This is a genomic window from Amantichitinum ursilacus (assembly GCF_001294205.1).
GTDB classification, from domain to species: Bacteria; Pseudomonadota; Gammaproteobacteria; order Burkholderiales; family Chitinibacteraceae; genus Amantichitinum; species Amantichitinum ursilacus.
This window is the reverse complement of sequence record NZ_LAQT01000005.1, coordinates 25,652-50,932: the sequence shown is the minus strand read 5'-3', so window position 1 is coordinate 50,932 and position 25,281 is coordinate 25,652. Positions and strand designations below refer to the sequence as shown.

Below are 25,281 nucleotides of genomic sequence, written 5' to 3'. Positions count from 1 at the left end.
CTCACGCCGCCACGCGCCCCATCCGGTCCACAATCCGCGCCAACGCCCGGATCGCCCGTTCCACCTCGGGCGTATACGGCAGCCCCACGCTCAGCCGGATAAAGTGATCAAACCGCGTCGAATTGGAAAACATCATCCCTGGCGCGATGCGGATGCCCTGATCCAGCCCGCGTTCAAACACCTCGCGTGACGAAATCTGGTCGGGCAGTTCCACCCACAGCCCCAGTCCGCCGGAGGGCACGCTCAGCCGCGTTTCTTCCGGAAAATACGCCGCCACCGCATCGGCCACTTGCAGGCGCTGGGTGCGCAGATGCTGGCGCAGGCGGCGCAAATGGCGGTCGTATGCGGGTGTGGCCATATAGTCGGCCAGCACCAGCTGGTTAAGCGCCTCGTTGGGCCGCGTCTGTGCGTATTTCAGCATCTGGCAGCGCGCCAGCCATTTGCCCGGTGCAATCCAGCCCAGGCGCATGCCCGGCGACACCACCTTGTGCAGCGAGGCGCAATGGATCACGTTGCCGGTTTTGTCCCAGGCTTTGAGCGCGCGCAGCGGCACGTCGTCGTTGGTGAGCGCGGAATAGGTGTCATCTTCGATCAGCGCGATGTCGCGTTGCTCGCACCATGCCACCAGCGCTTGCTTGGTGGCGTCGGGCATGATGCTGCCCAGCGGGTTTTGAAAATTGGGCACCACCACCACGGCTTTCAGCTCCGGGTAGGTTTCCGCCGCGCGCTGCAACGCTTCCAGCGACATGCCCGTCTGCGGGCTGGTGGGGATTTCCAGCGCGCGCATGCCTAGCGTTTCCAGAATCTGCAGCAAGCCAAAAAACGTGGGCGATTCCACCGCGATGATGTCGCCCGGTTGCGCCACTGCGCGCAGGGCCAGGTTCAGCGCCTCAACGCAGCCGTGCGCCACGATGATGTCATCGGTGGTGAGCTGCATGCCGTGCGTGAGCGCGCGTTGCGCCAGCGTCAGGCGGAATGATGGCTCGCCGTTATGCGGCGCGTTTTCGCCAAACAGCATCGGCTTTTGTCGCAGCACGCGTTGAGCGGTGCGGCTGAGCGCCTCGTTGGGGTATAGCTCGGGCGCGCCACATGCGCCGCCCAGATTGGTCTGCACATCGGCTTGCAGACTGCGCGCGGTAATGGCGGAAACGCGCTCATGGATGCCCACGTATTGCGCCGGATCGGCCACATGCAACACCGGTTCCACCGCGGGTGCCAATGCCCGGGTGCGGGCGCGCACAAAGTAGCCGGAGCGCGGTCGCGCTTCCAGCACGCCTTGTTGTTCCAGTTCGCGACAGGCTTGCAACGCGGTGGACAGGCTGACGCTATGGCGCGCCATCAGCGTACGCACACTGGGCATGCGCGCGCCGACGGCCAGCGTGCCGTTGTCGATGGCGTTGAGGTAGTGGCTCGCCAGTTGGCGATAGAGCGGTAGTGGGTCCATGGCGTTCATTATCGGCTGGCGTCAGCAGACCACACACATACAGATAATTTGAGATTGGACCGGAACAGATGGCGTATTCCAGCGGCATTACGCCATCTGTTGTGGCCGGTGCGGTATCAACGCGTTTGCAAGCGGCTGCGCTGCTGGCCGTGCGCATCAAAGTTGGCGTCATCCAGCCAGCGCTCAAACTCGGTCTGCAAGGCGGGCCATTCGCTGTCGATCATCGAATACCAATCGGTATCGCGATTACGACCTTTGTTAACGGTGGCCTGGCGGAAGGTGCCCTCGAAGGTAAACCCCAGTCGCTCGGCTGCCGCTTTGGACGGCAGATTAAGGCTGTTGCACTTCCATTCATAGCGCCGATAGCCCAGCGCGAACGCGTTGCGCATAAACAGAAACATCGCCGCCGTCGCCAGCTTGCTGCGTTGGAGCGCGGGCGCAAAACTGAGCCAGCCGATTTCGATACTGCCCGCTTCCGGCGCAATGCGTAGATAAGCCGCCATGCCCAACGCCCTGCCGCTGGCGGCATCGACGATCGCGTAATACTGCGGATCACGCGAGGTTTCGCGGCTGCGCACGCACTCGACAAAGGCGGCTTTATCGGCAAACGGCCCAACGGTGAGATAAGTCCAGGTTTTACCTTCCGGGTCGGCCAGAAAGGCGTCCCACAGGCTGTCGGCATGCTGTGCGGCATTCAAGGGTTGCAGGTCGCAGCCGTAACCGCTGAGTACTGTATGCGGCGGATGCGCAGGTGGCGTCCAGTCCGGCACGGCAAAGCCCAGCGGTTGACCGAATTCGTTGGTATAGGTGGACATTCTCAGCGCCGCCGCAAAATAAAGGAGCGGCTAGTCTAGCAGCGGCGCGGCGGGCTGCACCGGCACAGATAGGCCCGCCTTGCCCTGATACAGCTGCCGCGCTCGCAAACGCTTAAACGCCGATCGCCGCCAGCATCAAAAACGCGGCAAACAGCACAAAATGCGTCAGGCCTTCGATGGCATTGGTTTCGCCGTCATGCAGGTTGATCGCCGCCGCCAGCAAGGTCAGCAATGCCATCACGGTTTGCACCGGCGTCAGCGCCATAAAGATGGGCTCGCCCCGGATCAGCGCCAGGCCTTCGATCACCGGCACCGTCAGAATCACCGTCGACAGCGATGCGCCCAGCGCGATATTGACCACGCCCTGCATGCGGTTGCCCAGCGCGGCGCGCAATGCGGTCAGGATTTCGGGGCTGGCCGAAATCACTGCCACCACCAGCGCGGCGGTAATCGGCGGCACGCCGGTGCCTTTTAGCCCGGCATCCAGCAGCACCGCCATCGCTTCAGCCAGCACGCCAATCAGCACCAGGCCCGCAATCATGATCGCGGCCGAGGTTTTGACGTTGCCGTGTTCGCCTTCTTCTTCGGCGTGGCCGTGTTTGCTGCCGTATTTGTAATTGAAGAAATACGAGTGTTTGCCGGTTTGCAGGCGCAAGAACATTGCGTACATCACCACCATCACGATGATGGTAAACACCGACCACGCGCGCCAGTGTGGCTCGGGGATGAACTCGGGCACGATCATCGACACGCCCATGGCGGTCAGGATCATCACCACATAGGTATTGCCGGAATCCAGGTTGTACGGTTGCTCGCCGTGCTTGAGGCCGCCGAGAATGGCGGCCAGCCCCAGAATGCCGTTGATATCGAGCATCACCGCCGAATACACGGTGTCGCGCATCAGCGTGGGCGAGGGCGCGTGGCTGAGCATGATGGCCAGGATGACCACCTCCACCAGCACCGCCGACAGCGTCAGAATCATCGTGCCGTACGGTTCGCCCACTTTTTCGGCAAGCACTTCGGCGTGGTGCGCCACGCGCAGGGCGGCCAGCAAGATGGCGCCAATCAGCACCACCGCACCTATCAGCGCGGCCGTCTGGCCCATATTCAACAACGTGTGTTCAAGCGGATACGCCACCAGCGCGACAATCAGCGCCAGTAGCAGAAACTTCTCTTGTTTCAGGTCAAGCATGGATGCGAGTTTTCCGGACGATAGACAGGGTGACGGCCGCTGGTTGCGGCTCTGCACAGCAGTGTAGGGGGCAGCCTGTTACCGGGCAAATGCGAAGTGTTACGTGCGCGGCCCGCCCGGTCAGCAGCCGGGCCCGGCTCTTGGTCCCACATATTTAGTCCCACATATCGCGCATGCTGCTTTTCAGATCCACCAGCGCCTGCCGGCCTTGCGGCGTTTTCTCGGCGTTGTATTCCGGAATCGGCCAGGCTTTGCGGCCAAACAACGGCGTCAGGCTTTCCGGGATAAACCGCGTGCGCCCGGCAAACACATGCTGATCGCCATAACGGCTTTGCTGGCCCACATAAAAGCGCTGCGGCACGATGATTTCGAGATGATCTTTGGCCCGCGTCATCGCCACATAGGCCAGGCGCCGTTCTTCTTCGATTTCGGCCTCGCTGCCGGTGGCCAGGTCGGACGGCAAACACCCATCGACCGCGTTAAGCAGATACACCGCGTTCCATTCCTGGCCTTTGGCGGAATGGATGGTCGACAGGATCAGATAATCCTCGTCGATCAGCGGCGGGCCGGCTTCATCGCTGGTGGCGTCGGGCGGATCGAGCGTCAGTTCGGTCAGAAAGCGTTGGCGACTGGGGTAGGTGGCGGCGATGCGCGCCAGTTGGTCGATATCGCCCTGGCGAATCGCGGCATCTTCGTAGTTGTGCGCCAGCAACGGCGCGTACCACGCGCAGACGCTGTCGAATTCAGCGGGCCACGGTGTGCCGCCGGGCAAGGTGGCCTGCGCCAGCTGCTGAAAGCGCGCCCAATGCTCGCTGGCCGCGCCCGGCACATCCAGATGCAGAATGCCGTCCAGCACGTCTTGCATGCTGGCCAACGCATCGAGCATGTTCGACGCGGTTTTGGGGCCGACACCGGGCAGCATTTGCAGCACGCGAAAACCACAAACACGATCGCGCGGGTTTTCCAGCCAGCGCAGCACCGAGATCACATCCTTGACGTGGCTGGACGCCAGAAACTTGAGGCCGCCAAATTTAACGAACGGCACATTGCGCCGGGTCAGTTCGATCTCCAGCCGCGCGCTGTGATGCGAGGCGCGAAACAGCACGGCCTGGTTTTTAAGCGAGATGCCGGCTTCGCGCCGGTCCAGGATTTGCTGCGCCACGTACGCGGCCTGATCGACCTCATCGCCTACCGTTACCAGCAGTGGTTTCTCGGCGCTTTCGCGCTTGCTCCACAGCGTTTTGCTGAACAGCTCATTGGAGAGGCCGATCACCGCGTTGGCGGCTTCGAGGATGGGTTGGGTGGAACGGTAATTCTGTTCCAGCTTGATGACCTGCGCGGGCGGCGAAAACTGCTCGGGAAAATCCAGAATATTGCGCACCGTCGCGCCGCGGAAGGCATAGATCGATTGCGCATCGTCGCCCACCACGGTCAGGCCGCGGCCATCGGGCTTGAGCGCCAGCAGTACGGTGGCTTGCAGCGGATTGGTGTCTTGATATTCATCGACGAGGATATGGTCAAAGCGCGTGCCCAGTTCCTCGGCAATCTGCGGCACCGCCACCATGCGCGCCCAATACAACAGCAGATCGTCGTAATCGAGCACGTTTTGCGCTTGCTTGGCTTCGACGTAACCGCGAAACAGGCGCTTGAGTTCGTTTTCCCACTCGACAGCCCAGCTGAAACTGCGTTGCAGCACATCGGCCAGCGGCGCGCGCGTGTTGATGACGGCCGAATAGATGGCCAGGCAAGTGGCTTTGGCCGGAAAGCGTTTCTCTTTGGTGGCCAGGCCCAGCTCGTTGCGCACCAGGTTCATCAGATCGGCCGCGTCTTCGCGATCATGGATGGTAAAGCTCACATCCAGCCCGATCTGCGGCGCGTATTCGCGCAGTAAGCGCGCGCCGATGCCGTGGAAAGTGCCCGCCCAACTCAGTTTGATCTGCGCCAGCCGCGCGTGCGTATTGCCGATCTGGCGCACGATGCGCTCGGCTCGGCGCGCCATTTCTTCGGCGCCGCGACGCGAGAAGGTGAGCAGCAAAATCGAATCGGGCGCCGCGCCTTCGATCAGCAAATGCGCCACGCGATGCGCCAGCGTGTTGGTTTTGCCCGAGCCTGCCCCCGCAATCACCAGCAGCGGGCCGTTGCCTTTTTCCGCCGCGGCGGGGCCGGTGCCAAACTCGGCGGCACTGCGTTGTGCCGGGTTCAGGCGATCCAGATAGTGGGGAGCGAGCGTAGCGGTATCAGACACGGCGGGGACATTATCGTAAGCGGCAACGGCGCATTATAGAACGCTTGTTCTCTGATCGGCGCACCATCGGGCGGGCGATCCGGGATTGCTGACATTGCGGCGCGCTGGTTACAAAAAACGCGCCACGTCGGGTGCTTTGTGGATGGACTGGTGCGTCCAGTCTTAGCAGAATGGGCGTTTTGCAGAACAGCGCCTTACGGCACAAGGTCATCACATGGGTGAGAAGAAACGCAAACTGGCCGCAGGCAATGTCGCGGTCGCCACCGGCCCCGCAGAGCGCGCGCAACAAGTGGTGGTACAAGGTTTGCAGGTGCATCGCCAAGGGCGGCTGGCCGATGCGCTGGCGCTTTATCAAAAAGCGCTGACCATCAAGCCCGACCACGCTGAAGCCATCCATTATCAAGGGCTGGCGCTGGCCAGCATGGGGCAGGGGGCGGTGGGTGCGGCCTTGTTGCAAAAGTCGCTGGCGCTGGCGCCCGACCATGCCGAATTCCATTTCAATACCGCGCAGTTTCTGCGCCCGCATGACCCGTTTGCCGCGGCCACGCATTTTTATCGCGCCCACGAAATCGCCCCGGCCGATGCGCTGTACGCGCTTGGCTACGCCGAACATTTGCTGACCAAGCCCGACGCCCCGGCCGCGCTGGAGGTGTTGTTAAGCACCGGGCGGCTGGCGACGGAAGACTTTGCGCTGGCCGAGCGCATTGTGGCGCTGGCCTATGAGCTGGACCAGGTCGAAATCGCCACCGAATTTGCCGCCCGTGCGCGCATGCTGAAGCCGGAAGACGAAGGCAAATTCCGCGTCGGTTTTGCGCGTCCGCAAGCCGGCGTCAAGCCGGTGGAGACCACGTTGTCGGCGACTGACTTAAAAGCCGATATGGATGACGCACAGCTGGCGCAATTTGTGGCCGAACGCGATCTGCATGTGATTGATAACGTCATCGCCGACCCGGTGGCATGGCGCGAACATGCGTTATCGCAGCAATTCCACGCCCAGGTGTATGCGGGCCAGAACTACCCCGGTGTGCAGACCGAAGGCCAACCGGCCGAAGCCACCATGCAGTTGTTGGCCAATGTGCTGGGCCGCACTGTTAAATGGTCGTCGCCGGATAACGGTGCGTTTCGGGTCAGCTTTGCCGAATCGGAAGCGCGCACCGATATCCACATCGATAACGAAGCCGAAGATGGCAGCCGCTGCTACGCCGCCGTGTTGTATCTGAATGCGCCCGAGCATTGCCATGGCGGCACCATGTTCTGGCGGCACCAGGAAACCGGCTGGCAAAAGCGCCCGCTGGATAGCGAGCTGGCCGCGGCGGGCTACGAAGGCCTGGCGGATTTCCACGCGCGCTGTTTATCCAACGACCGCAGCCAGCCGTTTAACGAACTGGCCGCCCGCCGCGCGACGTGGACGCCGACTGCCGAGCTGCCGATGCAATCCAACCGGCTGGTGACGTATCGCGGCGATTACTACCACTCGCTGAGCAATGTGTTTGGCTCGACCATGCAGGATGGGCGACTGGTGCAGTTGTTTTTCTTTGATGTGGTTTGATGGCTGCGCCCGGCTCGACGCAAATTTGATCAATGTTGCGTTGCGTGGCTACGGCTTGCGTTTGGCGCGCGGGTGGGCGCTGTCGTAGGTTTTGGCCAGCACTTGCCAGTCCAGGTGCGTATAGACCTGGGTGGTCGATAGATTCTGGTGGCCCAGCAATTCCTGCACCGCGCGCAAATCGCCCGAGCTTTGCAGCAAATGGGTGGCGCAGCTGTGGCGCAATTTGTGCGGAAACAACGGTTCGGTGAGCCCCAGCCGTTCTTCCCACGTTTTAAGCCGCGCTTGTACGGCGCGCGTGGTCAGACCTTTACCCAGCTTGCTGACAAACACCGTGGCGCAATCGGGCGACGCCCATAGCCCGCGATAGGTGAGCCAGTGCTGCAGCGCCTCGATTGCTTTGCTGCCGATGGGCACCTGGCGCGTTTTATTGCCCTTGCCGGTCACACGCGCCAGCCCGCTGCGCAAATCAAGTTCCGGCAGCGTAATGCTCACCAACTCGGACACGCGCAATCCCGACGAATACGCCAGCTCGCAAATGGCTTTATCGCGCGCCGAAATCGCATCGTCTTCGGGCAAATGGTCGAGTAAACCCGCCGCGCTGTCGGTGCTCATGGTTTTGGGTAAGCGCTGGCGTTTTTTGGGTGAACGCACGCTGGCGGCCGGATTGGCGGCCCAGGCCAGATCACGCGTCATCAGCTTGAAGAACGTGCGCCAGGCCGAGAGCGCGCGCCCTATCGTATAAGCGGACAGATTGCGCGAGGCCAGTTGCCGCACAAAAGCGCGGATTTCCAGCGGGCCCAATGTGGCCAGATCGCGCTCGCCGGCCAGTTCAAACAGCAGACGCACATCGCGCGTATAGGCTGCGCGCGTGTGCAGGCTGGCGCCGCGTTCGCCGCTCAGGTAGCGATCAAAGCGGGCCAGCAATTCTTCGTGCATGAGGTTTATTCGTCCGCAGCCGCGACGGGGATGCCCGCCGTGGCATGCGGCACCACGCGGCGCACTGCGGCGGACACCAGCTCGGACAGGCGCTGCAGATATAGCGTGCCCATATCGGGATAGAAGCGCTCGGCGTCCGGGCTGGCCATCACCATAATGCCAAACGGTTCTTCGCCGGTTTTAAGCGCAAACAGCGCAAACGAACGCAACTCGACGCCTTCGTCTTCAAACCAGGCCGTCACTTCATCCGTCACATACGGGCCGCAATACGGCGACACCAGATTGGCGGCCAGTTTGTGCACGGCCTCGGCCACCGGGGCAAATTCGCGCAGATGGCGGTCAGCAGTGGGGAGCCACAACCGCAGCGCCACATGCGGCACCAGAAAGCGTTCTTTCAGATGGTATTCCAGCGTGCCGATAATGCTGCCGAGGTCATCGGCCTGCATCAGGCTTACCGTCAGGCCGTGCAGCATGTCCGAGATGACGTCGTTTTCTTCACCAAATTGCAGCAGCTCGCCCAGACGCACTTCCAGCGCACGATTCTTGTCGCGCAGCGTTTGCAACTGGCGCTCGGCCAGCGAAACCGCCTGGCCATGGTGGCTGTGCGGCACAAAGATATCGGCGACTTCGTCGGCGTAATCGTCAAAAAAGCCCGGGTTGCTTTGCAACCACGTCATTACCTCATGCGCTTGCATGGTGTGTTCCTGGTTAGGTCTGCGCGCTGGGGCGCTTGTTCAGATTTCTACAGTGCCCTGGAAAACCGTGACGGCCGAGCCGGTCATCAGCACCGGCTGGCCGGGGCCGCGCCAGGTGATATCGACGTTGCCGCCGCGCGTGGTAACGGTGACGGTTTCATCCAGCAGACCACGGCGGATGCCGCTGACCACCGCCGCGCAAGCGCCGGTGCCACACGCAATGGTTTCGCCCACGCCGCGTTCAAACACCCGCAAACGCACGGCATTGCGCGACAGAACCTGCATAAAGCCCGCGTTAACGCGCGCCGGAAACCGCGGATGGTATTCAATCAACGGGCCCTGGCGTTCGACCACGCCATCATCGATATCGGCCAGCACTTGCACCGCATGCGGGTTGCCCATCGACACCACGCTGACGCTGACGGTTTCGTCGCCCACTTGCAGCGAATGTTCGATCTGATCTTCGTCGGCCACAAACGGAATCTGGCGCGGCGCAAAGCGCGGTTCACCCATATCGACGGTGACGAGGCCATTGGCCTCCAGCCTGGGCTTGATGATGCCGGTGGCCACTTCCACCGAGATTTCGGTTTTGTCGGTCAGGCCGCGCTCGGTGACATAACGCACAAAACAGCGCGCGCCGTTGCCGCATTGCTCCACTTCGCCACCGTCGTTATTAAAGATGCGATAGCGGAAATCGTGGGCCGGGTCGGTTGGCTTTTCCACCAGCAATAGCTGGTCAAAGCCGATGCCAAAATGGCGATCGCCCAACTGCCGGATTTGCTCCGGGGTGAGCGTAAACGGCTGGTTAATGCCATCGAGCACGATAAAGTCGTTGCCGAGGCCCTGCATTTTGGTAAACGAAAGCGTCATGGCTGGGTAACGTCGCCTGAAAATAAGAACAATCTGTATGAACTATGCCGTGTCTTGCGCGCGACGGCTAGGCAAGCAGCCGGGCATAGTCGATCTTGATACACCGGTCCATCACCACCACCAGCCCGGCGTCCTGGGCGCGTTGCGCCGCGGCTTCGTTAACGATGCCCAGCTGGATCCAGATCGCCGGCGCTTTAATGGCGATGGCTTCGTCCACCACCGCGTCGATTTCTTCGGCGCGACGGAACACGTTAACCAGATCCACCGGACCGGGAATGCTGGACAGATCGGGATAGGCCTGCTCGCCCAGTACCTCGGCCACCAGCGGCCGCACCGGCACAATCTGATAACCCGCGCGTTGCATCACTTGCGACACGCCGTAGCTGGGGCGATCCGGCTTGGGCGACAGGCCCACCACGGCAATACGGTGCACGCGCTGCAACAGCGCGCGGATTTCTGCATCGGACGGATTGCGGAACATGGTGGGCTCCGGGGATGAGTTAACGCGGCAAATTAACGGCTGAGCACCAGCACGGCATCGGCTTCTACCACCGCGCCTTTGGGCAATGCGGCGGCCTGGATGGCGGCGCGGGCGGGGAAGGGCTCGCTGAAATACTCGGTCATGATTTCGTTAAGGCGGGCAAAGTTGGCCAGGTCAGTGACAAATACGCCCAGTTTGACGATATCGGACAAATCACCACCGGCCGCTTGCGCCACCGCGCGCAGATTTTTGAACACCTGATGCGCCTGCGCTTCAAACCCATCCACCAAGACATTGCTGACCGGGTCCAGACCGATCTGGCCGGACAAATACACGGTGTCGCCCACGCGCACGGCTTGCGAATACGGGCCGACGGCTTTGGGGGCGGCGTCGCTATGGATGATGGTCTTGCTCATGGTGGGCTCCGGCTTGGTGCGAATAAATAAGGATTAGCGATCAGAAGCAGGCAGTTTACCCGGCGCATTCGTCGTATGGAAACGGCGACAGGCTATATCGCCGTGGCGGGCGCGCTAACCTCGCGCAACATCCAGCGTGCGGCGTATTCGGCATGCAACTGCGCGGTATCAAACAACGGCAGCGCGCTATCGGCCTGGGTCAGCAACAAACCGATTTCGGTGCAACCCAGGATGATGCCTTCCGCGCCTTGCAAAGTCAGCGTGGCGATCTCTTGTTGATAGATGGCGCGCGAGGTGGGCTCGATGATGCCTTTGACCAGTTCGTCATAAATGATGCGATGCACGACGTCGCGACCGTCTTCATCCGGCACCAGAATCTGCAAACCATTTTCGCGCAGCGGCTTGTGCAGAAAATCCTGTTCCATCGTATAGCGTGTGCCCAGCAAACCCAGCTTGACCAGCCCGGCTTGGGCCACGGCGGCGGCGGTGCAATCGGCGATATGCAGCAGCGGGATATCGATAGCGGCTTCGATAATGGGCGCCACTTTGTGCATGGTGTTGGCGCAAATCACCAGGCCTTCGGCACCGGCCGCTTGCAGCTTGACGGCCGCCGCAGCGAGCAGCGCGCCCGCTTCATCCCACTGCCCGCTGCGTTGCAGTGTTTCGATATCGGCAAAATCCACTGAATGCAGCAACAGCCGCGCGCTGTGCACGGCGCCCAGACGCTGGCCGACAATGCGATTGATGGTCTGGTAATAGCTGACCGTGGATTCCCAACTCATACCGCCCAGAAGGCCTAGCGTGCGCATAAAGACGTGGTCCATGTGGATGACGGCTTATCCTGCCACGGAAACGCGCGTTTGGGCACGCCGGGGCTGCGCTCAATCGGGTAGGAAGCGCTCCAGCAAGGTATTGAGAAAGCGCTGGCCGCGCAGGGTGGGGCGGATGCGGTGCAGGTCGTTGGGGTCGCGCTCCAGCAAGCCATCGGCCGTGGCGCGTTCGATTTCGTGGATCACGCGTGTTAACGGCAAGCCGGTGCGTTGGGTAAACAAATCCAGATCAAAGCCATCCACCAGGCGCAGCGCGTTGAGCATGAACTCAAACGGCAGTTGCTCCAGCGTCACTGGTTCTTCGGTTTGCACCGCATTGCCCGCGGCCATTTGCGCCAGATATTCGCCGGGCTGCTTGTAGCGCATCTGGCGGATGATGCGATCGTGAAAACTGATCTTGCCGTGCGCGCCCGCGCCGATGCCGATGTAATCGCCAAATTTCCAGTAATTAAGGTTGTGCTTAGCCTGGCGGCCCGGGCGGCAGAAGGCGCTGGTCTCGTAATGTTCAAAGCCGGCGCTAGCCAGATGTTGTTCGATGGCTTCTTGCATATCGGCGGCGGTGTCGTCGTCGGGCAAGGCCGGTGGATAGCGATGGAACAGCGTGTTGGGTTCCAGCGTTAAATGGTAGGCGGACAAATGCGTGGGGCCCGCGGCAATAGCGGTATCGATATCGCTGAGCGCCTGTGCCAGCGTTTGCTGCGGCAAGGCATACATGATGTCGAGGTTGAAGTTATCGAAATGGCGCTTGGCGATTTCGATGGCCTTATGCGCTTCGTCATCGTTATGGATGCGGCCCAAGGCCTGCAGATGGCCCGCATTAAAGCTCTGGATGCCAATCGAAAGCCGGTTGATGCCAGCGGCGCGATAGCCGGCAAATTTGTCCGCCTCAAACGTGCCGGGGTTGGCTTCCATGGTGATTTCAGCATCGGGTTGCAAGCGTACGCGCGCCCGGATGCCCGCCAGCAATTGCTCCATCGCTTCTGCCGAGAACAGGCTGGGTGTGCCGCCGCCCATAAAAATGGTGCTGACCTGGCGGCCCCAGGTCAGCGGCAGACAGGTTTCCAGATCGCGTAATAGCGCGTCGATGTATTGCGCCTCCGGCACGCCTTCGCGCAGCGTGTGCGAATTGAAATCGCAGTACGGACACTTTTTAACGCACCACGGAAAGTGAATATACAGCGCTAGCGGCGGCAGTGCGGTCATCTGCCAGGTGCTGCTGGAAACGGGCATCGAAATGGATTGCATGGGGCGGGTTCAGCTTTTGCGGTACAGCGGGTGAATAAGGGGCGGAGGATTCCAGCGCAATCACAGCGGCGGCATATAGCCGGTCAGCAAGGCGTGCGCCCAGTCCGGACGATTACGCGCGCTGGCAGCGGCCGCCGCTTTGGCGTGGTCATACGGCACAGCCAGTAATTCGGCGTGCCAGGCGTGCTCGATACATTCGCAAATGGCATAGCGCGCATACGGGCTGCCGTTTTCAATCAGATGAAAATGCGGCTGGTCGTCGTCATACGCGGGCAAGCCCACGCTACCGGGGTTAACAATCAGCTGGCCGCGCGCTGTACTGACCACCCGCGGCACATGGGTATGGCCACAGGCAATCAGATGCGCATCGGTGTCGCCCAGGCGTTCGCTGATCTCGCCGGGCTTGGCCAGACGCACGCCGCCGGGCTCCACGGTTTCCAGCAAATAATGCAGATCGCTGTGCGGCGTGCCGTGGCACAACAACACCTGCGGGCCCAGCCACGCGGTTGGTGGCAGCGACGCCAGCCATTTAAAGACTGCGGGCGTTAACTGGCTGTGCGCATATACATCGGACGGGCCACGTCGCGCCGGGTCGAAATCCAGCAACTGACGTTCGTGATTGCCCGCCAGATGGATCCACGGCTGGCGCATCAAAAATTCTGCGGTTTCCAGCGGCCACAGCGGACCGGACAAACTATCGCCCAGGTTGACCACCGTGCTGACGCCGCGCCGGTGCACGTCGCGCAACACGGCTTCCAGCGCGGGCAGATTGCCGTGGATATCCGAAACCAGTGCGAACTTCATGTTTGCCTCCTGCCGGACGACAGTCAGCGGCCCGCCCACGGGTTGGCCAGCCGGTCGACCATCTGGTGCAGGAGTTCGCGCATCTGGTTCTCGGAGACTTCCATCAACAGCCCGTCTTCGAGCGCATCCTGCATTTGCTGAGCGATTTCATCGAGGTTTTCGTTCATCACCTTCACTTTCTCGGTGCACGACACCACGCTGCCATCATCGCGCCGATAAATCGCCCAACGCTTTTCATCACTCATCGCTTAAAAACCTTCCTGACGCAATTTTTCAATCAGCACGGCCAGTGCCTTGCCTCGATGCGAGATGGGGCCTTTTTCATCGACGGACAACTGGGCCACGGTACGATCGAGTTCGGGAATATAAAACAGCGGGTCGTAACCAAAGCCGCCTTCGCCACGCGGCGCATTCAGCAGCACGCCGTGCAGGCTGCCGTCGGCGATCACCGGTTGCGGATCATCGGCGTGGCGCACCAGCACCAGCGCGGCGTAATACCAGGCGCGCCGATCGGACTGGTTGGCCATATCCGCCAGCACTTTTTTGTTATTAGCCGCATCGGATTTGGGTTCCCCGGCATAACGCGCCGACAACACGCCGGGCGCGCCGCCGAGCGCCGCCACGCAAATGCCGGAATCGTCGGCCAGCGCGGGCAAGCCGGTGATGCGCGCGGCGTGGCGCGCCTTGGTCAGCGCATTTTCGATGAAGGTGAAATACGGTTCTTCGGCCTCGGGCACGCCGAGTTCGCCTTGCGGCACGATCTGGAGTTCGAGCGGTGCGAACAAGCGTTGGAATTCACGGACTTTGCCTGCGTTATTGCTGGCGAGAACGATGCGTTGCATAGGTGGGATGCATCCAGTGTGGCGGGGCCGAAAGGAAAAAAGCGCGAAAGCCGCAGGCGGCATTTTCGCGCTTTATCGGGGCGGGTGTCACCAGGCGGGGCGGCTTATTCGGCCAGCGGCGCGGTGGCGGCGTGGGCGATGGCCTCTGCGGGCTGGGGCTCGCGCGGCGCCACTTCACGCATCGCTTGCTCAATCAAACGCCAGTCCGCGTTCTTCAGCAATTTGGCGTCGGACAGCATGCGCCGCCAGTTACGCGCGCCATACACGCCCTGATACAGACCCAGCACATGGCGGGTGATAAAGCGCAACGGCGTGCCGGCTTTGAGTTCGGCCTCGATAAACGGACGCATCGCCAACATGGCCTGATCACGCGTAATCGCGGAAGGCGCGGCGCCGTAATACAGCTCATCCACCTGCGCGAGGCTAAACGGATTGTGATACGCCTCGCGGCCAATCATCACGCCATCCACATGCTGCAAATGCGCCAGACCGGCTTCATGGCTGGTAATGCCGCCGTTGATGATGATTTCCAGATGCGGGAAATCATGCTTGAGCTGATACACAAAATCATATTTAAGCGGCGGCACTTCGCGATTTTCTTTGGGCGACAGGCCCTTAAGAATGGCGTTGCGCGCATGCACGATAAAGGTCTGGCAGCCGGCCTCGGCCACTTGCCCGACAAAATCGCGCACGTAGCTGTATTCCTCCACCTGGTCGATGCCGATGCGGTGTTTGACGGTGACATCGATATTGCGCACCGCGTCGCGCATGGCTTTGACGCCATCGGACACCAGCGTGGGCTCGGCCATCAAACACGCGCCAAAGCTGCCGGACTGCACGCGCTCGGATGGGCAACCGACGTTAAGGTTGACCTCGTCATAGCCCCAGTCTTCGGCGATACGCGCGCAACGCGCCAGATCAGCGGGCTCGGAGCCGCCCAACTGCAGCGCCAGCGGATTCTCGATGTCGTCAAAACGCAAATGCCGCATCTTGTCGCCATGGATGATGGCACCGGTGTTCACCATCTCGGTGTACAGCCAGGCATGCTGCGACAGCGTGCGGGCAAAGTAGCGATAGTAGCGGTCGGTCCAGTCGAGCATCGGTGCGATGCAGTAGCGACGGGAGGGCGTAACCGGTTGTTTTGCTGCGGAATTCAAACGAGGTCCTTGCGCGCCCGAAACCAGCGGGGCAGAAAGCGGAAAGGGCGGTATTGTCTTATCCGCGGGGTGGGGCGGTCAAACCGGCCGGTTAAAAGGCCGGGCCCGGCGCTTGGGCGCAAACCGGTGCGCGCATAAAAATAGCGGGCCGTGGTCAGCCCGCTATTTAAACAGGCGTTGGGGCTCAACCCGCCAGCGCGGTCTTCTGCAGCGCAATCAATTCCTTGATGCCTTTCTCTGCCAGATCCAGCAGCGCGTTCATTTCAGCGCGGCTGAAGGGTACGCCTTCGGCCGTGCCCTGGATTTCGACAAAGTGGCCCGAGCCGGTCATGACCACGTTCATGTCGGTTTCGCAGGCGGAGTCTTCCGGATAGTCCAGATCCAGCACCGGGGTGTCGCCCACCACGCCCACCGAGATGGCGGCGATGTGTTCACGGATCGGGCTCTCAGTCAGCTTGCCGTCGGCGATCAGGCCGTTGATGGCGTCGGTGAGCGCCACAAAAGCGCCGGTGATGCTGGCGGTGCGGGTGCCGCCGTCGGCCTGGATGACGTCGCAGTCGATCACGATCTGACGTTCGCCCAGTTTGGCCAGATCGACCACGGCGCGCAGGCTGCGGCCGATCAGGCGCTGGATTTCCTGAGTGCGGCCCGATTGCTTGCCCTGGGCGGCTTCGCGACGCATGCGGCTGTGGGTGGAGCGCGGCAGCATGCCGTATTCGGCGGTGACCCAACCCTGGCCCTTGCCTTTTAGAAAGCTGGGCACAGCTTCTTCGACGGAGGCGGTGCAAATCACTTTGGTTTCGCCAAACTCCACCAGCACGCTGCCTTCAGCGTGGCGGGTAAACTGGCGCGTAATGCGCACGGGGCGAAGTTGGTCGGCGGGACGGTTGGATGCGCGCATGATGCTGGCCTTATTGCGGTAGAAGCCGGCGATTATACGCGTTGCGGCGGGCCTGCATGGCGGCGGTGCCGGGCAGCGCACCCGGCACAATGTCGTCGCATTATTTGCTGTAGCGAGAGATGGCCGACTGGATTTCGGCAATCGCTTTTTCGATGTCGTCTTCGGTAATTTCTTCGGACTTTTTGAGATGCATGCCATCGACGTGGGTGGCGATGGTGGATTGCTCCAGCTTTTGCGTCGAGATAAACGAGGTGCTGGACGCGCCCGCGTCATCTTCTTCGTGCCAGTTGATCGCCAGCGCGGTGAGGTTGTCACCAAATTTGCCACCTGTCAGCTCGGCGCGATCCATCAGTTGCGGCACGGCAAACAACACCGGAAAGGCGCTGAGGAACTGCGTCATGTCGTCTTCCGTGACGCTGGCCCAGAAGCCGTCAGTACACAGCAGAATGACATCGGCATCTGACAAGGCAATCTTGCCGCCCACATCGATTTCGGGCGGATACGAGCCACCCAGGCAGCTGTAAATCTTGTTTTTTTCCGGGTGCACGGCGGCTTCTTCAGCAGTGATCTTGCCGTCGTCCAGCAGCTTGCGCACTTTGGAATGGTCCACCGTTTGCGCCAGCACGCGACGTTGGCGCATCAGATACAGGCGTGAATCGCCCGCGTGCGCCCAATACGCAATGCCATCCTGAATGACACACGCCACGCAGGTGGTGCGCGGAATCTCCACCAATTGATGATTGGCCGCGTAATGGTAAATGGCTTCATGCGCACGCAAAAACGCGTCGGTTAAAAACTGCGACGGGTTGGATAAAGCGGGCTGGGCTTTTTTCTGGAATTGATCGGTGACCAGTTCAACCGCAATTTGCGCCGCGACTTCACCATGCAAATGCCCACCCATGCCATCGGCCAGCACCAGTAATAGCGCATCGCGGCTATAGGAATAGCCGACGCGATCCTGATTGTATTTACGGCCGCCGGTGCGGCTGTCCTGGTAGACGCTGAATTTCATTCGCTTACCCGTGCGGGCTTGGTGGTCAAGGTTTGCCAGGTGCGACGCAACTGGTTCATCAAAGTACGTTTGCGCGCAGGCGGCGAGCCCGGTTGCAGCAATTGTTTTTGAACCTGATGCACGCTTTGCGGGCGCAAATCCTGGTCCATCTTCAAACATCGATCAATCAACGACAGCAGTTCGGGCGAATAGCGATCGCCGTAACGCTCCGTCAGATTAACCAGTTTGTCTTCCTTAAGCCGTTGGTCGGCGGCGGGTGGCGCGGTGCCGGCCAGGCAGGCGTACATGGTGGCGCCCACGCCGTAGATATCGGTCCACGGGCCCAGCGGTTCTTTTTTGCCGTATTGCTCGGGCGCGGCAAAGCCGGGCGTATACATCGGGGCCAGCTTGGAATGTTCGGCCGTTAATGCCTGGCGCGCCGAGCCAAAGTCCAGCAATACCGGTGAGCCGTCTTTGCGGATATAGATATTGGCGGGCTTGATATCCAGATGCAGCAGCTTGTTTAAATGGACTTCGCGCAGGCCATTTAACAGGTGATAGAACACGTGCCGGATCAGTTTTTCGTCAACGCCTTCGCGGTCATGCTTGAGCTGGATTTCTTTTTGCAATGTGCGGCCACGTTCGTATTCCATGACCATATACACGGTGTCATTGCCGCGAAAGAAATTGCGCACACGCACGATATTGGGATGCGAGATATGCGCCAGCGTTTTGCCTTCTTCAAAGAAGCATTTAAGGCCGTGCCGAAACAGCGCCAGGTTTTCTTCACTGGTCGCTTGTACTTGCGTGCCTTCCCGTCGCAATACCAGCGAATTAGGCAGGTATTCTTTAATGGCGACGGGATAGTCGTTCTCGTCATGCGCCAGATAGACAATACTGAAACCGCCAGCGGACAACAGCTTGGCAATCGTATAGTTCTGTAACTGGTAGCCGCGAGCCAGCGGTTGATTACTGGGCGTTGTCATCCGGGGGATTAGTTATACTCATGCTCTGCCGCGCATTGTGAGTGGCCCCCTATCTAAAGTAAATAGCGATGCTTACGAGAATTGGCGCGGCGGCCGTGGCATTGGGCTGACCGGTCATACATTCTCGTCAGGGCGCGGATTGTGTCGTGATCCGACAACACTTCTGCCCGCCCTGCATTGCCCCACAAGGATTTGAAATGATTTTCAGCATGACCGGTTTTTCTGTCGCGCAACGCGAATTGCCCGCCGGCACCCTGACCGTTGAACTGCGCGCGGTCAACCATCGTTTTCTCGACCTGACTGTGCGCTGCCCCGAAGAATTCCGCGCATTTGAAGGCGCCATGCGCGAGAAAATCACCGGCGGCGTGGCGCGCGGCAAGGTGGAATGCCGCGTGGGCTTTAATGCCAATGCCGGCAGCGTGGGTGAACTGAAACTGGATCAGCCGCTGCTGCAGGCCTTGATTGCCGCAGCCAATGCGGCCAAGGCGCTGGCACCCGAAAGCGGCGACCTGAAGCTGGGCGAACTGCTGCGCTGGCCGGGCGTACTGACCCAGGCGGCGCCGCAAGCCGAAGAGCTGGGCGAAGCCTGTCTGAGCTTGCTGGTGGAAGTGATCAAAGACTTTACCGCCAGCCGTGGCCGCGAAGGCGAGAAGCTGAAAGCGCATTTGCTGGAGCGCGTAGCGGGCATGGAACAGATTGTGGCCGAGGTCAAACCGCGTGTGCCGCAGCTGGTGGAAGACTACGAAGCACGCCTGAAAGCGCGTTTTCTGGAAGCGATGGGCACGCTGGATGACGACCGCGTGCGCCAGGAAATCGTGATGTTTGCGCAGAAAATTGATGTGGACGAAGAGCTGTCGCGCCTGTCGGCCCACGTGGAAGAAGTGCGGCGCATTCTGGATAAAGGCGGCGCAGTCGGCAAACGGCTGGATTTCTTGATGCAGGAACTGAACCGCGAAGCCAACACGCTGGGCTCGAAATCGGTGTCGGTGGAGACCAGCCGCGCTTCGATGGCGCTGAAAGTGTTGATCGAACAAATGCGCGAGCAAATCCAGAATCTGGAATAAGCGCGCCACGCACGTATTCGGCAACGCGAATCAACCCCGCCGGTGCGGGGTTTTTTATTGCCTGCCGCCGCGTGCTGCCGCGTTTATCGCCGATCAACGTGTTGTATATTTTGCATTACAAAAGCTTACGTATTTGATACAGAGGAATGCGGTCGGACATAATGTTTGCCCAAAATCATGATCGCTCCGGTGCGCCAGACGCCGCGAGCCCAAGGGAAAACTGCAAGTGAATATCGAATGCCCGCAATGCGACACGGTCAACGACACGACCGCGGATCGCTGTTATAGCTGCGGCGCGGTTCTGCGGCCTTTAACCGGCCACGAAGCGCAGCAAGCCTTGTACAAGGCGTTTGTCGGGCCGAAAAACGAAGACTATTACGTGGCCGAATTCATCAACTTTGATGAGCAGGGTCGGGCTGGCATCAGCTGGAACTGGGCGGCATTTCTGGTTTCGATGTACTGGTTGCTGTATCGCAAAATGTGGCTGTGGGCGGGCATCGCCATGATCGTGCCGACCTTGCTGGTGACGCTGGGTTTGCTGATTCTGGTCATGCTGAACCAGACCGCAGGCATTGCCGTGATGGTGGCGGTGGTGCTGGCGCTGGGCTTTGTGCCGCCGCTAATTGCCAACGCGCTGTATTACCGCCATTGCCGCAACACCATCGCGGCGGTGCAGGCGCGCCAGCCTGACTATCTGCTGCAACTGGAAGAACTGGAACAACGTGGCGGCGTCGCCAGCAAGGGCATCCTGGCGCTGGGCATTCTGGTGGCGGTGATCGTGCCGCGCCTGGTGCAGGCGGTGGTGACGCCCGCCTATGACAACATCAATGGCCGCGCCAGCGTCGATATCGCGCTGGAGTACGAGCAAGAAGCCGCTAGCGCCATCGGCAAATATTATCGCCAGCATCACGAGGTGCCGCCGTCGCTGGCTGCGGCGGGGTTTGATGCGCAACCGCCCGAAGACGTTTCCGACCTGCATCTGGATACGGCCAATGGACAGCTGGAATTGCGCTTTGGCATCGGGGGGCGCCTGACCGGTACGCGCTTGCTGCTCAGCCCGACTGCCAACGCCAAATACGAGGTGAGCTGGCGCTGCCTGAGCCCGGATATTCCGCGCAAGATGCTGCCGCCGGAATGCCGGTAAATAGGGATCCACGCTGCGGTAACAAAAAAGGCGTCCGGTAGTCCGGACGCCTTGGTCGTTTAGCGCAGGGCAGTGCGCGGCATGTTCAGCCGCGGCAACATGCCGTTGCTCAGCGCCACGCCCGCCAGCACATTCGCCAGTCCCGCCAGATGCCACCATTGCACATGCTCGCCCAACAGCAACATGGCCAGCATGGCGCCGAAAGCCGGAATCAGATGCATAAAGCTGCTGGCGCGCGCGGCACCCAGTTGCGCCACGGCAATGTTGTAGAACAGATAAGCCAGTACCGACGGAAAGATGCCGAGGAACAGCACAATGCTGGCGCTATGCACGCTGAGCGTCGGCACACCTTGATGCGCCCATTCCCAGATCACGGCTGGCGCCAGCATCAGCGTGCCGACCAGGATGGTGGCAAACAGCATGGCGATCTTGTCGATACCGGTGGGGACTTTGCGCAAGGTGAGCGTGTACAGCGCCCAGCACGCGACCGCAGCAAACACCCACAGATCGCCCGGATTGAGGTTAAGGCTAAGCAATTGCGACGGCGCGCCATGGGTGAGGATGACGGCCACGCCACAGAACGACAGCGCGCTGCCGATGCATTGCATCCAGCTCATGCTCTGGCCCAGAAACATGCGGCCAGCCAGCAACACCATGATCGGCACAAACGCATTCAGCATCACCGCATTGACTGCGGTGGTGTGCGCCACGCCGCGGTAAATCAGCGTATTGCACAAGGTCACGCCCAATAACCCCAGCACCAGCACAGTGCGCCAATGCTGCTTTAATTGCGGCCATGCCCCACGCAGACGCGGCAAAGCCAATGGTGCCAGGCACAGCAAGGCGAGGATCCAGCGACCAAAAGACAGGGAGAGGGGAGAGAGTTCGCCGTTAATGGCGCGGCCGGCAACAAAGTTACCCGCCCAGAACAACGCGGCGGCCGTAGCGAGCGGCACGGGCCGTGTAGCAAGTTTGAAAGTCATGATCATTTCCGGTAGGAAATTGGCGATAGTCCTCGGCGGCTTGTGGCCATGAGGCGTGAGCGGAGTTACCCGCATGCCATAAAGCAAACGACATGCCCGGAGTGTAGAAATGACGATCGATTAGGTCAATGCCATTGTCCTAAATGGTGACGAATGGCGTGGCGCAGCCCCACAGCGGCGCTGTAGCCGCGAGCGCAAAAACGCCGCGGGCCAGATGCAGCGGCGGCATAGGGTGGGGCAAGCCCCACCACTCAAAGTGGCCAGCGCAGAAATCGACGGATCGCGATGGAAGGGCAGTGAGCCAGGCCATCTACCTGGCCCGGCGCGGCACAAGATCAGACTTTCTCGTTACCGCGCATGCGCTGAATGCGGAACACCACGGGCAACTGGCGCAAGCTGCGCATCACCCGCGCCAGATGCGCGCGGTTGGCCACTTGCAGCACAAACTGGATGTGCATAAAGCGGTCGCCTTCGCTTTCGGCGTGCTGCGTGACCACCGAGACGATATTGGCTTCGGCTTCGGCAATGGCCGACGTGATTTGCGCCAGCGCACCGCGGGCGTTCTCGGTCAGCACGCGCACCGGCACGTCGAACAGGCGGTTGGATTCCGGGTCCCATTCCACGTCGATAAACTTGTCGGCATCGATGCGGCCACGGCCGGAAATCTGCGGGCAGTCGTGCGTGTGGATCACCAGACCCTGGTCTTTTTTGACCAGCCCGATGATGGGGTCGCCCGGGATCGGCGCACAGCAACGGGCAAACTGGATGGCCATACCTTCGGTGCCACGGATGGTCACCGACGTCATCTTGCGCCCGCCCGAACCTGGCACCTCGTCCTGCCACTGGCCCGACAACTGCAACAAGCGCTTGGCCACCACCACGGCCAGCCGCTGGCCCAGGCCGATATCCGCCAGGACTTCTTCGCGGGTACGGGCGCTGCTTTCTTTCAGATAGCGGTCCCACACCTCTTCGCCCAGCGGCTTGAATTGCGTATGCAGCGTGGCAAACGCCTGCGCCAGCAAGCGCTCGCCCAGATGCACCGATTCTTCAAAACGCATGGTCTTGAGGAAATGGCGAATATGCGAACGCGCCTTGCCGGTCGTCACAAATGTCAGCCACGACGGATTGGGCTTGGCGTGCGCGGCGGTAACAATCTCGACCTGGTCGCCGCTTTTCAGCCGGCTGCGCAGCGGCACCAGCTCGTGATTGATCTTGGCGGCAATGCAGCGATTGCCGATGTCGGTGTGCACGGCATAGGCAAAATCGACGCAGGTGGCGCCCGCCGGCATGCTCAGAATCTTGCCCTTGGGCGTAAACACATACACCTGGTCGGGGAACAGATCGACCTTGATGTGTTCCAGAAATTCGACCGCATCGCCCGATTCGCTCTGCAGTTCTAGCAGCGACTGCAACCATTGGTGCGTCTTTTGCTGCACTTCAGAGAAGCCATCATCGCCGCTTTTGTACATCCAGTGCGACGCGACACCGGCATCGGCAATGCGATGCATGTCTTGCGTGCGAATCTGGATTTCAATCGGGATACCGTACGGGCCAAACAGCGTGGTGTGCAGGCTTTGATAGCCGTTGGCCTTGGGGATGGCGATGTAATCTTTAAACTTGCCCGGAATCGGCTTGTACAGCGCATGCAGCGCGCCGATGGCCAGATAGCACGACGACACGTCTTTGACGATGACGCGAAAGCCGTAAATATCCAGCACTTCAGAAAAGCTCAGGTGCTTTTCCTGCATTTTGCGATAGATGCTGTACAGGTTTTTTTCGCGGCCCGACACGCTGGCTTCAAGGCCGGAATCGGCCAGCTTGGTGCGCAGGCCTTCAAGGATTTTGGTGACCACTTCGCGGCGGTTGCCACGGGCGGCTTTCAGCGCTTTGGACAGCACGTCGTAGCGATGCGGGTACAGATACTTGAACGACAGATCGTCCAGTTCCAGGTACACGGCATTCAGCCCGATGCGGTTGGCGATCGGGGCATAGATTTCCATGGTTTCGCGGGCAATGCGTTTTTGCTTGTCCGCGCGCATTGCGTCCATGGTGCGCATATTGTGCAGCCGGTCGGCCAGCTTGATCAGGATGACGCGTAAGTCGCGCGCCATCGCCAGCAGCATCTTGCGGAAGTTTTCGGCTTGCGCGACTTCTTTGCTCTGGAATTCAAGCTTGTCGATCTTGCTCATGCCGTCGACCAGTTCGGCGACGTGCTTGCCAAACTTTTCGGTCAGCTCAAGCTTGGTGATGCCGCTGTCTTCCATCACATCGTGCAGCAGCGCGGCGGCCAGCGCCTGCGCATCAAGGTGCCACGAGGTCAGGATGGTGGCTACCGCCAGCGGATGCGAGATGTACGGCTCGCCGCTCTGGCGGCTCTGGCCGCGGTGGGCGGCCTCGGAAAACTTGAAGGCGGCGGCCAGAAACATCCGGTCCTCCGCCTTCAGGTACGCCGTGTCCTCACTCAGAAAGTGATTGGCAGCCGTAATCACCGCTGGCGCTTTCATGGCCAGGTCGGGTACATCGGCGGCGGCGAGCATCGTTTCCATAGCAGACAGTTTGGGGCGCTGGGGCCCGATTAACAGACCCGCGCGCCCCAGCTATGTTGTCAGATCAGGTACGACGGTTCAGGACTTCGCGGCCCACGATGCCGGCGGCTACTTCGCGCAGCGCCAGAACGGTGGGTTTGTCACGGCCCGGGGCGTCCACTTGCGGGGTGGAGCCATTGGCAATCTGGCGAGCGCGATAAGCGGCCACCAGCGTCAGATCAAAGCGGTTTTCGATGCGGTGCAGGCAATCATCGACGGTAATGCGAGCCATTGGGTATCTCCAGATTCCAGAAAAACTGAAACGGCCAGCACGAATCCGTGATGGCCGTTGAGGTCAGCATTGTAGCAGAAGGGGTCAGGCTTTGAGCGCCTCGACCAGTGCGGCATGCCGAATGGCCTGGCGTTCGCCACGCAGTCGCTCGGCGCGCACCACGCTGATGATGTCGCGCACGGCGTCATCAATGTGCTCATTGATGATCACGTATTGCGCTTCGCTAACGTGACCCATTTCTTCACGGGCCTTGGACATGCGCTGCTGGATTACTTCTTCAGTGTCTTTGCCGCGGGCGCGCAGACGTTGTTCCAGCGTGGCAATCGACGGCGGCAATACAAAGATGCCCACCGATTCGGGGAACAGCTTGGTGACTTGCTGTGCGCCTTGCCAGTCGATTTCCAGCAGGATGTCGCGGCCGTTTTCGATCACCGATTCGATCCATGCGCGCGAAGTGCCGTAGTAGTTGCCATACACTTCGGCCCACTCAAGGAAATCACCCGACGCGATCATGCTTTCGAACTTTGCGCGATCTACAAAGTAATAGTCTTTGCCTTCGACTTCGCCCGAACGCGCCGGGCGCGAGGTGTACGAAATCGACAGCTGAATCTGCTGGTCTGCAGCAAGCAGCGCCGCGACCAGCGTGGTCTTGCCCGCGCCCGAAGGGGCGGTCACGACATAAATGGTGCCTTTTGCCATGGAAAAACATCCGTCTGAAAACTGGGTAGCAGGGTAGCACAAAACGAACTGACGTTCAGATGCGGCTAACGGCGCGCATCGGGCGACAACGTCTCGGTATCCGGTTGGCTGCTTATATATATGTCATATAGGCGAAAACCCGGCAGGTTTCCGTCTTAAGCGTGCTGATTGTCCC

General features: G+C 60.6%; 25 protein-coding genes. 3 read left to right on the top strand and 22 right to left on the bottom strand.

Going from position 1 to position 25,281, the window contains the following annotated elements; genetic code table 11:
- Position 1: 1 nt before the first annotated feature.
- From WG78_RS07625 to WG78_RS07610, 4 genes are all read right to left on the bottom strand, one after another.
- Positions 2–1,444 carry an aminotransferase-like domain-containing protein gene (locus tag WG78_RS07625; protein ID WP_053937283.1) on the bottom strand — a complete coding sequence of 481 codons (1,443 nt, stop codon included), beginning with the start codon at positions 1,442–1,444 and terminating at the stop codon, positions 2–4.
- A gap of 116 nt (positions 1,445–1,560) precedes the next feature.
- On the bottom strand, positions 1,561–2,259 hold the full coding sequence (locus tag WG78_RS07620) for a GNAT family N-acetyltransferase (RefSeq protein WP_053937208.1): 699 nt from the start codon (positions 2,257–2,259) through the stop codon (positions 1,561–1,563).
- Positions 2,260–2,371: 112 nt separating this feature from the next.
- Positions 2,372–3,451 carry a calcium:cation antiporter gene (locus WG78_RS07615; RefSeq protein ID WP_053937207.1) on the bottom strand — a complete coding sequence of 360 codons (1,080 nt, stop codon included), beginning with the start codon at positions 3,449–3,451 and terminating at the stop codon, positions 2,372–2,374.
- Between the two features lie 154 nt (positions 3,452–3,605).
- A complete protein-coding gene (locus tag WG78_RS07610) occupies positions 3,606–5,696 on the bottom strand; it encodes an ATP-dependent helicase (RefSeq protein ID WP_053937206.1) in 2,091 nt (696 codons plus the stop codon).
- Positions 5,697–5,910: 214 nt separating this feature from the next.
- On the opposite strand from WG78_RS07610, the gene WG78_RS07605 reads away from it, so the two are divergent.
- Entirely contained in the window at positions 5,911–7,245 is a 1,335-nt protein-coding gene (locus WG78_RS07605) for a DUF6445 family protein (protein WP_053937205.1), read from the top strand.
- 48 nt (positions 7,246–7,293) lie between these two features.
- On the opposite strand, the gene WG78_RS07600 is transcribed toward WG78_RS07605, so the two are convergent.
- The 14 genes from WG78_RS07600 to WG78_RS07535 all read right to left on the bottom strand — a co-directional run bounded on the left by WG78_RS07600 (position 7,294) and on the right by WG78_RS07535 (position 18,399).
- A complete protein-coding gene (locus WG78_RS07600; protein WP_053937204.1) occupies positions 7,294–8,181 on the bottom strand; it encodes a tyrosine recombinase XerC in 888 nt (295 codons plus the stop codon).
- Positions 8,182–8,186: 5 nt separating this feature from the next.
- Positions 8,187–8,876 carry a DUF484 family protein gene (locus tag WG78_RS07595; protein ID WP_053937203.1) on the bottom strand — a complete coding sequence of 230 codons (690 nt, stop codon included), beginning with the start codon at positions 8,874–8,876 and terminating at the stop codon, positions 8,187–8,189.
- 39 nt (positions 8,877–8,915) lie between these two features.
- Positions 8,916–9,746 (bottom strand): diaminopimelate epimerase, encoded by an 831-nt coding sequence (gene dapF, locus WG78_RS07590; protein WP_053937202.1) that lies wholly within the window; start codon positions 9,744–9,746, stop codon positions 8,916–8,918.
- Positions 9,747–9,813: 67 nt separating this feature from the next.
- Entirely contained in the window at positions 9,814–10,227 is a 414-nt protein-coding gene (locus WG78_RS07585; RefSeq protein WP_053937201.1) for a CoA-binding protein, read from the bottom strand.
- Between the two features lie 32 nt (positions 10,228–10,259).
- The gene (locus WG78_RS07580) at positions 10,260–10,643 is read right to left on the bottom strand and encodes a Rid family detoxifying hydrolase (RefSeq protein ID WP_053937200.1); all 384 of its coding nucleotides are present in this window, start codon (positions 10,641–10,643) and stop codon (positions 10,260–10,262) included.
- Between the two features lie 92 nt (positions 10,644–10,735).
- On the bottom strand, positions 10,736–11,467 hold the full coding sequence (locus WG78_RS07575; protein WP_308417195.1) for an aspartate/glutamate racemase family protein: 732 nt from the start codon (positions 11,465–11,467) through the stop codon (positions 10,736–10,738).
- Between the two features lie 57 nt (positions 11,468–11,524).
- Positions 11,525–12,718 (bottom strand): radical SAM family heme chaperone HemW, encoded by a 1,194-nt coding sequence (gene hemW, locus WG78_RS07570; protein WP_201782391.1) that lies wholly within the window; start codon positions 12,716–12,718, stop codon positions 11,525–11,527.
- Between the two features lie 60 nt (positions 12,719–12,778).
- On the bottom strand, positions 12,779–13,522 hold the full coding sequence (locus WG78_RS07565; protein WP_053937199.1) for a metallophosphoesterase family protein: 744 nt from the start codon (positions 13,520–13,522) through the stop codon (positions 12,779–12,781).
- 23 nt (positions 13,523–13,545) lie between these two features.
- A complete protein-coding gene (locus tag WG78_RS07560) occupies positions 13,546–13,767 on the bottom strand; it encodes a hypothetical protein (RefSeq protein WP_053937198.1) in 222 nt (73 codons plus the stop codon).
- Positions 13,768–13,770: 3 nt separating this feature from the next.
- Positions 13,771–14,364, bottom strand: coding sequence for an RdgB/HAM1 family non-canonical purine NTP pyrophosphatase (gene rdgB / locus WG78_RS07555; protein WP_053937197.1), 594 nt, complete (start codon positions 14,362–14,364; stop codon positions 13,771–13,773).
- Between the two features lie 104 nt (positions 14,365–14,468).
- Complete coding sequence (gene dusA, locus WG78_RS07550) at positions 14,469–15,521, bottom strand: tRNA dihydrouridine(20/20a) synthase DusA (RefSeq protein WP_269082654.1); 1,053 nt, start codon at positions 15,519–15,521, stop codon at positions 14,469–14,471.
- A gap of 184 nt (positions 15,522–15,705) precedes the next feature.
- Positions 15,706–16,422, bottom strand: coding sequence for a ribonuclease PH (gene rph, locus WG78_RS07545; protein WP_053937195.1), 717 nt, complete (start codon positions 16,420–16,422; stop codon positions 15,706–15,708).
- A 100-nt stretch (positions 16,423–16,522) separates the two neighbouring features.
- Complete coding sequence (locus tag WG78_RS07540) at positions 16,523–17,434, bottom strand: PP2C family protein-serine/threonine phosphatase (protein ID WP_053937194.1); 912 nt, start codon at positions 17,432–17,434, stop codon at positions 16,523–16,525.
- Positions 17,431–18,399, bottom strand: a complete 969-nt coding sequence (locus WG78_RS07535) for a serine/threonine protein kinase (RefSeq protein WP_053937193.1) — start codon at positions 18,397–18,399, stop codon at positions 17,431–17,433. The genes WG78_RS07540 and WG78_RS07535 overlap by 4 nt, the downstream gene beginning before the upstream one ends.
- A 209-nt stretch (positions 18,400–18,608) precedes the next feature.
- Here WG78_RS07535 and WG78_RS07530 point away from each other — a divergent pair, with 209 nt between their 5' ends.
- Complete coding sequence (locus tag WG78_RS07530; protein WP_308417194.1) at positions 18,609–19,463, top strand: YicC/YloC family endoribonuclease; 855 nt, start codon at positions 18,609–18,611, stop codon at positions 19,461–19,463.
- 226 nt (positions 19,464–19,689) lie between these two features.
- Positions 19,690–20,607, top strand: coding sequence for a DUF2628 domain-containing protein (locus tag WG78_RS07525; protein WP_053937191.1), 918 nt, complete (start codon positions 19,690–19,692; stop codon positions 20,605–20,607).
- A 59-nt stretch (positions 20,608–20,666) separates the two neighbouring features.
- Here WG78_RS07525 and WG78_RS07520 read toward each other — a convergent pair whose 3' ends face one another.
- The 4 genes from WG78_RS07520 to gmk all read right to left on the bottom strand — a co-directional run bounded on the left by WG78_RS07520 (position 20,667) and on the right by gmk (position 25,106).
- Positions 20,667–21,590 carry a DMT family transporter gene (locus tag WG78_RS07520; protein ID WP_161805082.1) on the bottom strand — a complete coding sequence of 308 codons (924 nt, stop codon included), beginning with the start codon at positions 21,588–21,590 and terminating at the stop codon, positions 20,667–20,669.
- Between the two features lie 335 nt (positions 21,591–21,925).
- Positions 21,926–24,136 (bottom strand): RelA/SpoT family protein, encoded by a 2,211-nt coding sequence (locus WG78_RS07515; protein WP_083458854.1) that lies wholly within the window; start codon positions 24,134–24,136, stop codon positions 21,926–21,928.
- Between the two features lie 64 nt (positions 24,137–24,200).
- Positions 24,201–24,407 (bottom strand): DNA-directed RNA polymerase subunit omega, encoded by a 207-nt coding sequence (rpoZ, locus tag WG78_RS07510; protein WP_053937189.1) that lies wholly within the window; start codon positions 24,405–24,407, stop codon positions 24,201–24,203.
- A gap of 84 nt (positions 24,408–24,491) precedes the next feature.
- Entirely contained in the window at positions 24,492–25,106 is a 615-nt protein-coding gene (gene gmk, locus WG78_RS07505) for a guanylate kinase (RefSeq protein ID WP_053937188.1), read from the bottom strand.
- Between the last annotated feature and the right edge of the window lie 175 nt (positions 25,107–25,281).

Bases quoted from the DNA above. Each gene is read 5' to 3' on its own strand.
- WG78_RS07625 (WP_053937283.1), bottom strand. From the start codon at position 1,444: ATGGACCCACTACCGCTCTATCGCCAACTGGCGAGCCACTACCTCAAC.
- WG78_RS07620 (WP_053937208.1), bottom strand. From the start codon at position 2,259: ATGTCCACCTATACCAACGAATTCGGTCAACCGCTGGGCTTTGCCGTG.
- WG78_RS07615 (WP_053937207.1), bottom strand. From the start codon at position 3,451: ATGCTTGACCTGAAACAAGAGAAGTTTCTGCTACTGGCGCTGATTGTC.
- WG78_RS07605 (WP_053937205.1), top strand. From the start codon at position 5,911: ATGGGTGAGAAGAAACGCAAACTGGCCGCAGGCAATGTCGCGGTCGCC.
- WG78_RS07600 (WP_053937204.1), bottom strand. From the start codon at position 8,181: ATGCACGAAGAATTGCTGGCCCGCTTTGATCGCTACCTGAGCGGCGAA.
- WG78_RS07595 (WP_053937203.1), bottom strand. From the start codon at position 8,876: ATGCAAGCGCATGAGGTAATGACGTGGTTGCAAAGCAACCCGGGCTTT.
- dapF (WP_053937202.1), bottom strand. From the start codon at position 9,746: ATGACGCTTTCGTTTACCAAAATGCAGGGCCTCGGCAACGACTTTATC.
- WG78_RS07585 (WP_053937201.1), bottom strand. From the start codon at position 10,227: ATGTTCCGCAATCCGTCCGATGCAGAAATCCGCGCGCTGTTGCAGCGC.
- WG78_RS07580 (WP_053937200.1), bottom strand. From the start codon at position 10,643: ATGAGCAAGACCATCATCCATAGCGACGCCGCCCCCAAAGCCGTCGGC.
- WG78_RS07575 (WP_308417195.1), bottom strand. From the start codon at position 11,467: ATGGACCACGTCTTTATGCGCACGCTAGGCCTTCTGGGCGGTATGAGT.
- hemW (WP_201782391.1), bottom strand. From the start codon at position 12,718: ATGCAATCCATTTCGATGCCCGTTTCCAGCAGCACCTGGCAGATGACC.
- WG78_RS07565 (WP_053937199.1), bottom strand. From the start codon at position 13,522: ATGAAGTTCGCACTGGTTTCGGATATCCACGGCAATCTGCCCGCGCTG.
- WG78_RS07560 (WP_053937198.1), bottom strand. From the start codon at position 13,767: ATGAGTGATGAAAAGCGTTGGGCGATTTATCGGCGCGATGATGGCAGC.
- rdgB (WP_053937197.1), bottom strand. From the start codon at position 14,364: ATGCAACGCATCGTTCTCGCCAGCAATAACGCAGGCAAAGTCCGTGAA.
- rph (WP_053937195.1), bottom strand. From the start codon at position 16,422: ATGCGCGCATCCAACCGTCCCGCCGACCAACTTCGCCCCGTGCGCATT.
- WG78_RS07540 (WP_053937194.1), bottom strand. From the start codon at position 17,434: ATGAAATTCAGCGTCTACCAGGACAGCCGCACCGGCGGCCGTAAATAC.
- WG78_RS07535 (WP_053937193.1), bottom strand. From the start codon at position 18,399: ATGACAACGCCCAGTAATCAACCGCTGGCTCGCGGCTACCAGTTACAG.
- WG78_RS07530 (WP_308417194.1), top strand. From the start codon at position 18,609: ATGACCGGTTTTTCTGTCGCGCAACGCGAATTGCCCGCCGGCACCCTG.
- WG78_RS07520 (WP_161805082.1), bottom strand. From the start codon at position 21,590: ATGACTTTCAAACTTGCTACACGGCCCGTGCCGCTCGCTACGGCCGCC.
- WG78_RS07515 (WP_083458854.1), bottom strand. From the start codon at position 24,136: ATGGAAACGATGCTCGCCGCCGCCGATGTACCCGACCTGGCCATGAAA.
- rpoZ (WP_053937189.1), bottom strand. From the start codon at position 24,407: ATGGCTCGCATTACCGTCGATGATTGCCTGCACCGCATCGAAAACCGC.
- gmk (WP_053937188.1), bottom strand. From the start codon at position 25,106: ATGGCAAAAGGCACCATTTATGTCGTGACCGCCCCTTCGGGCGCGGGC.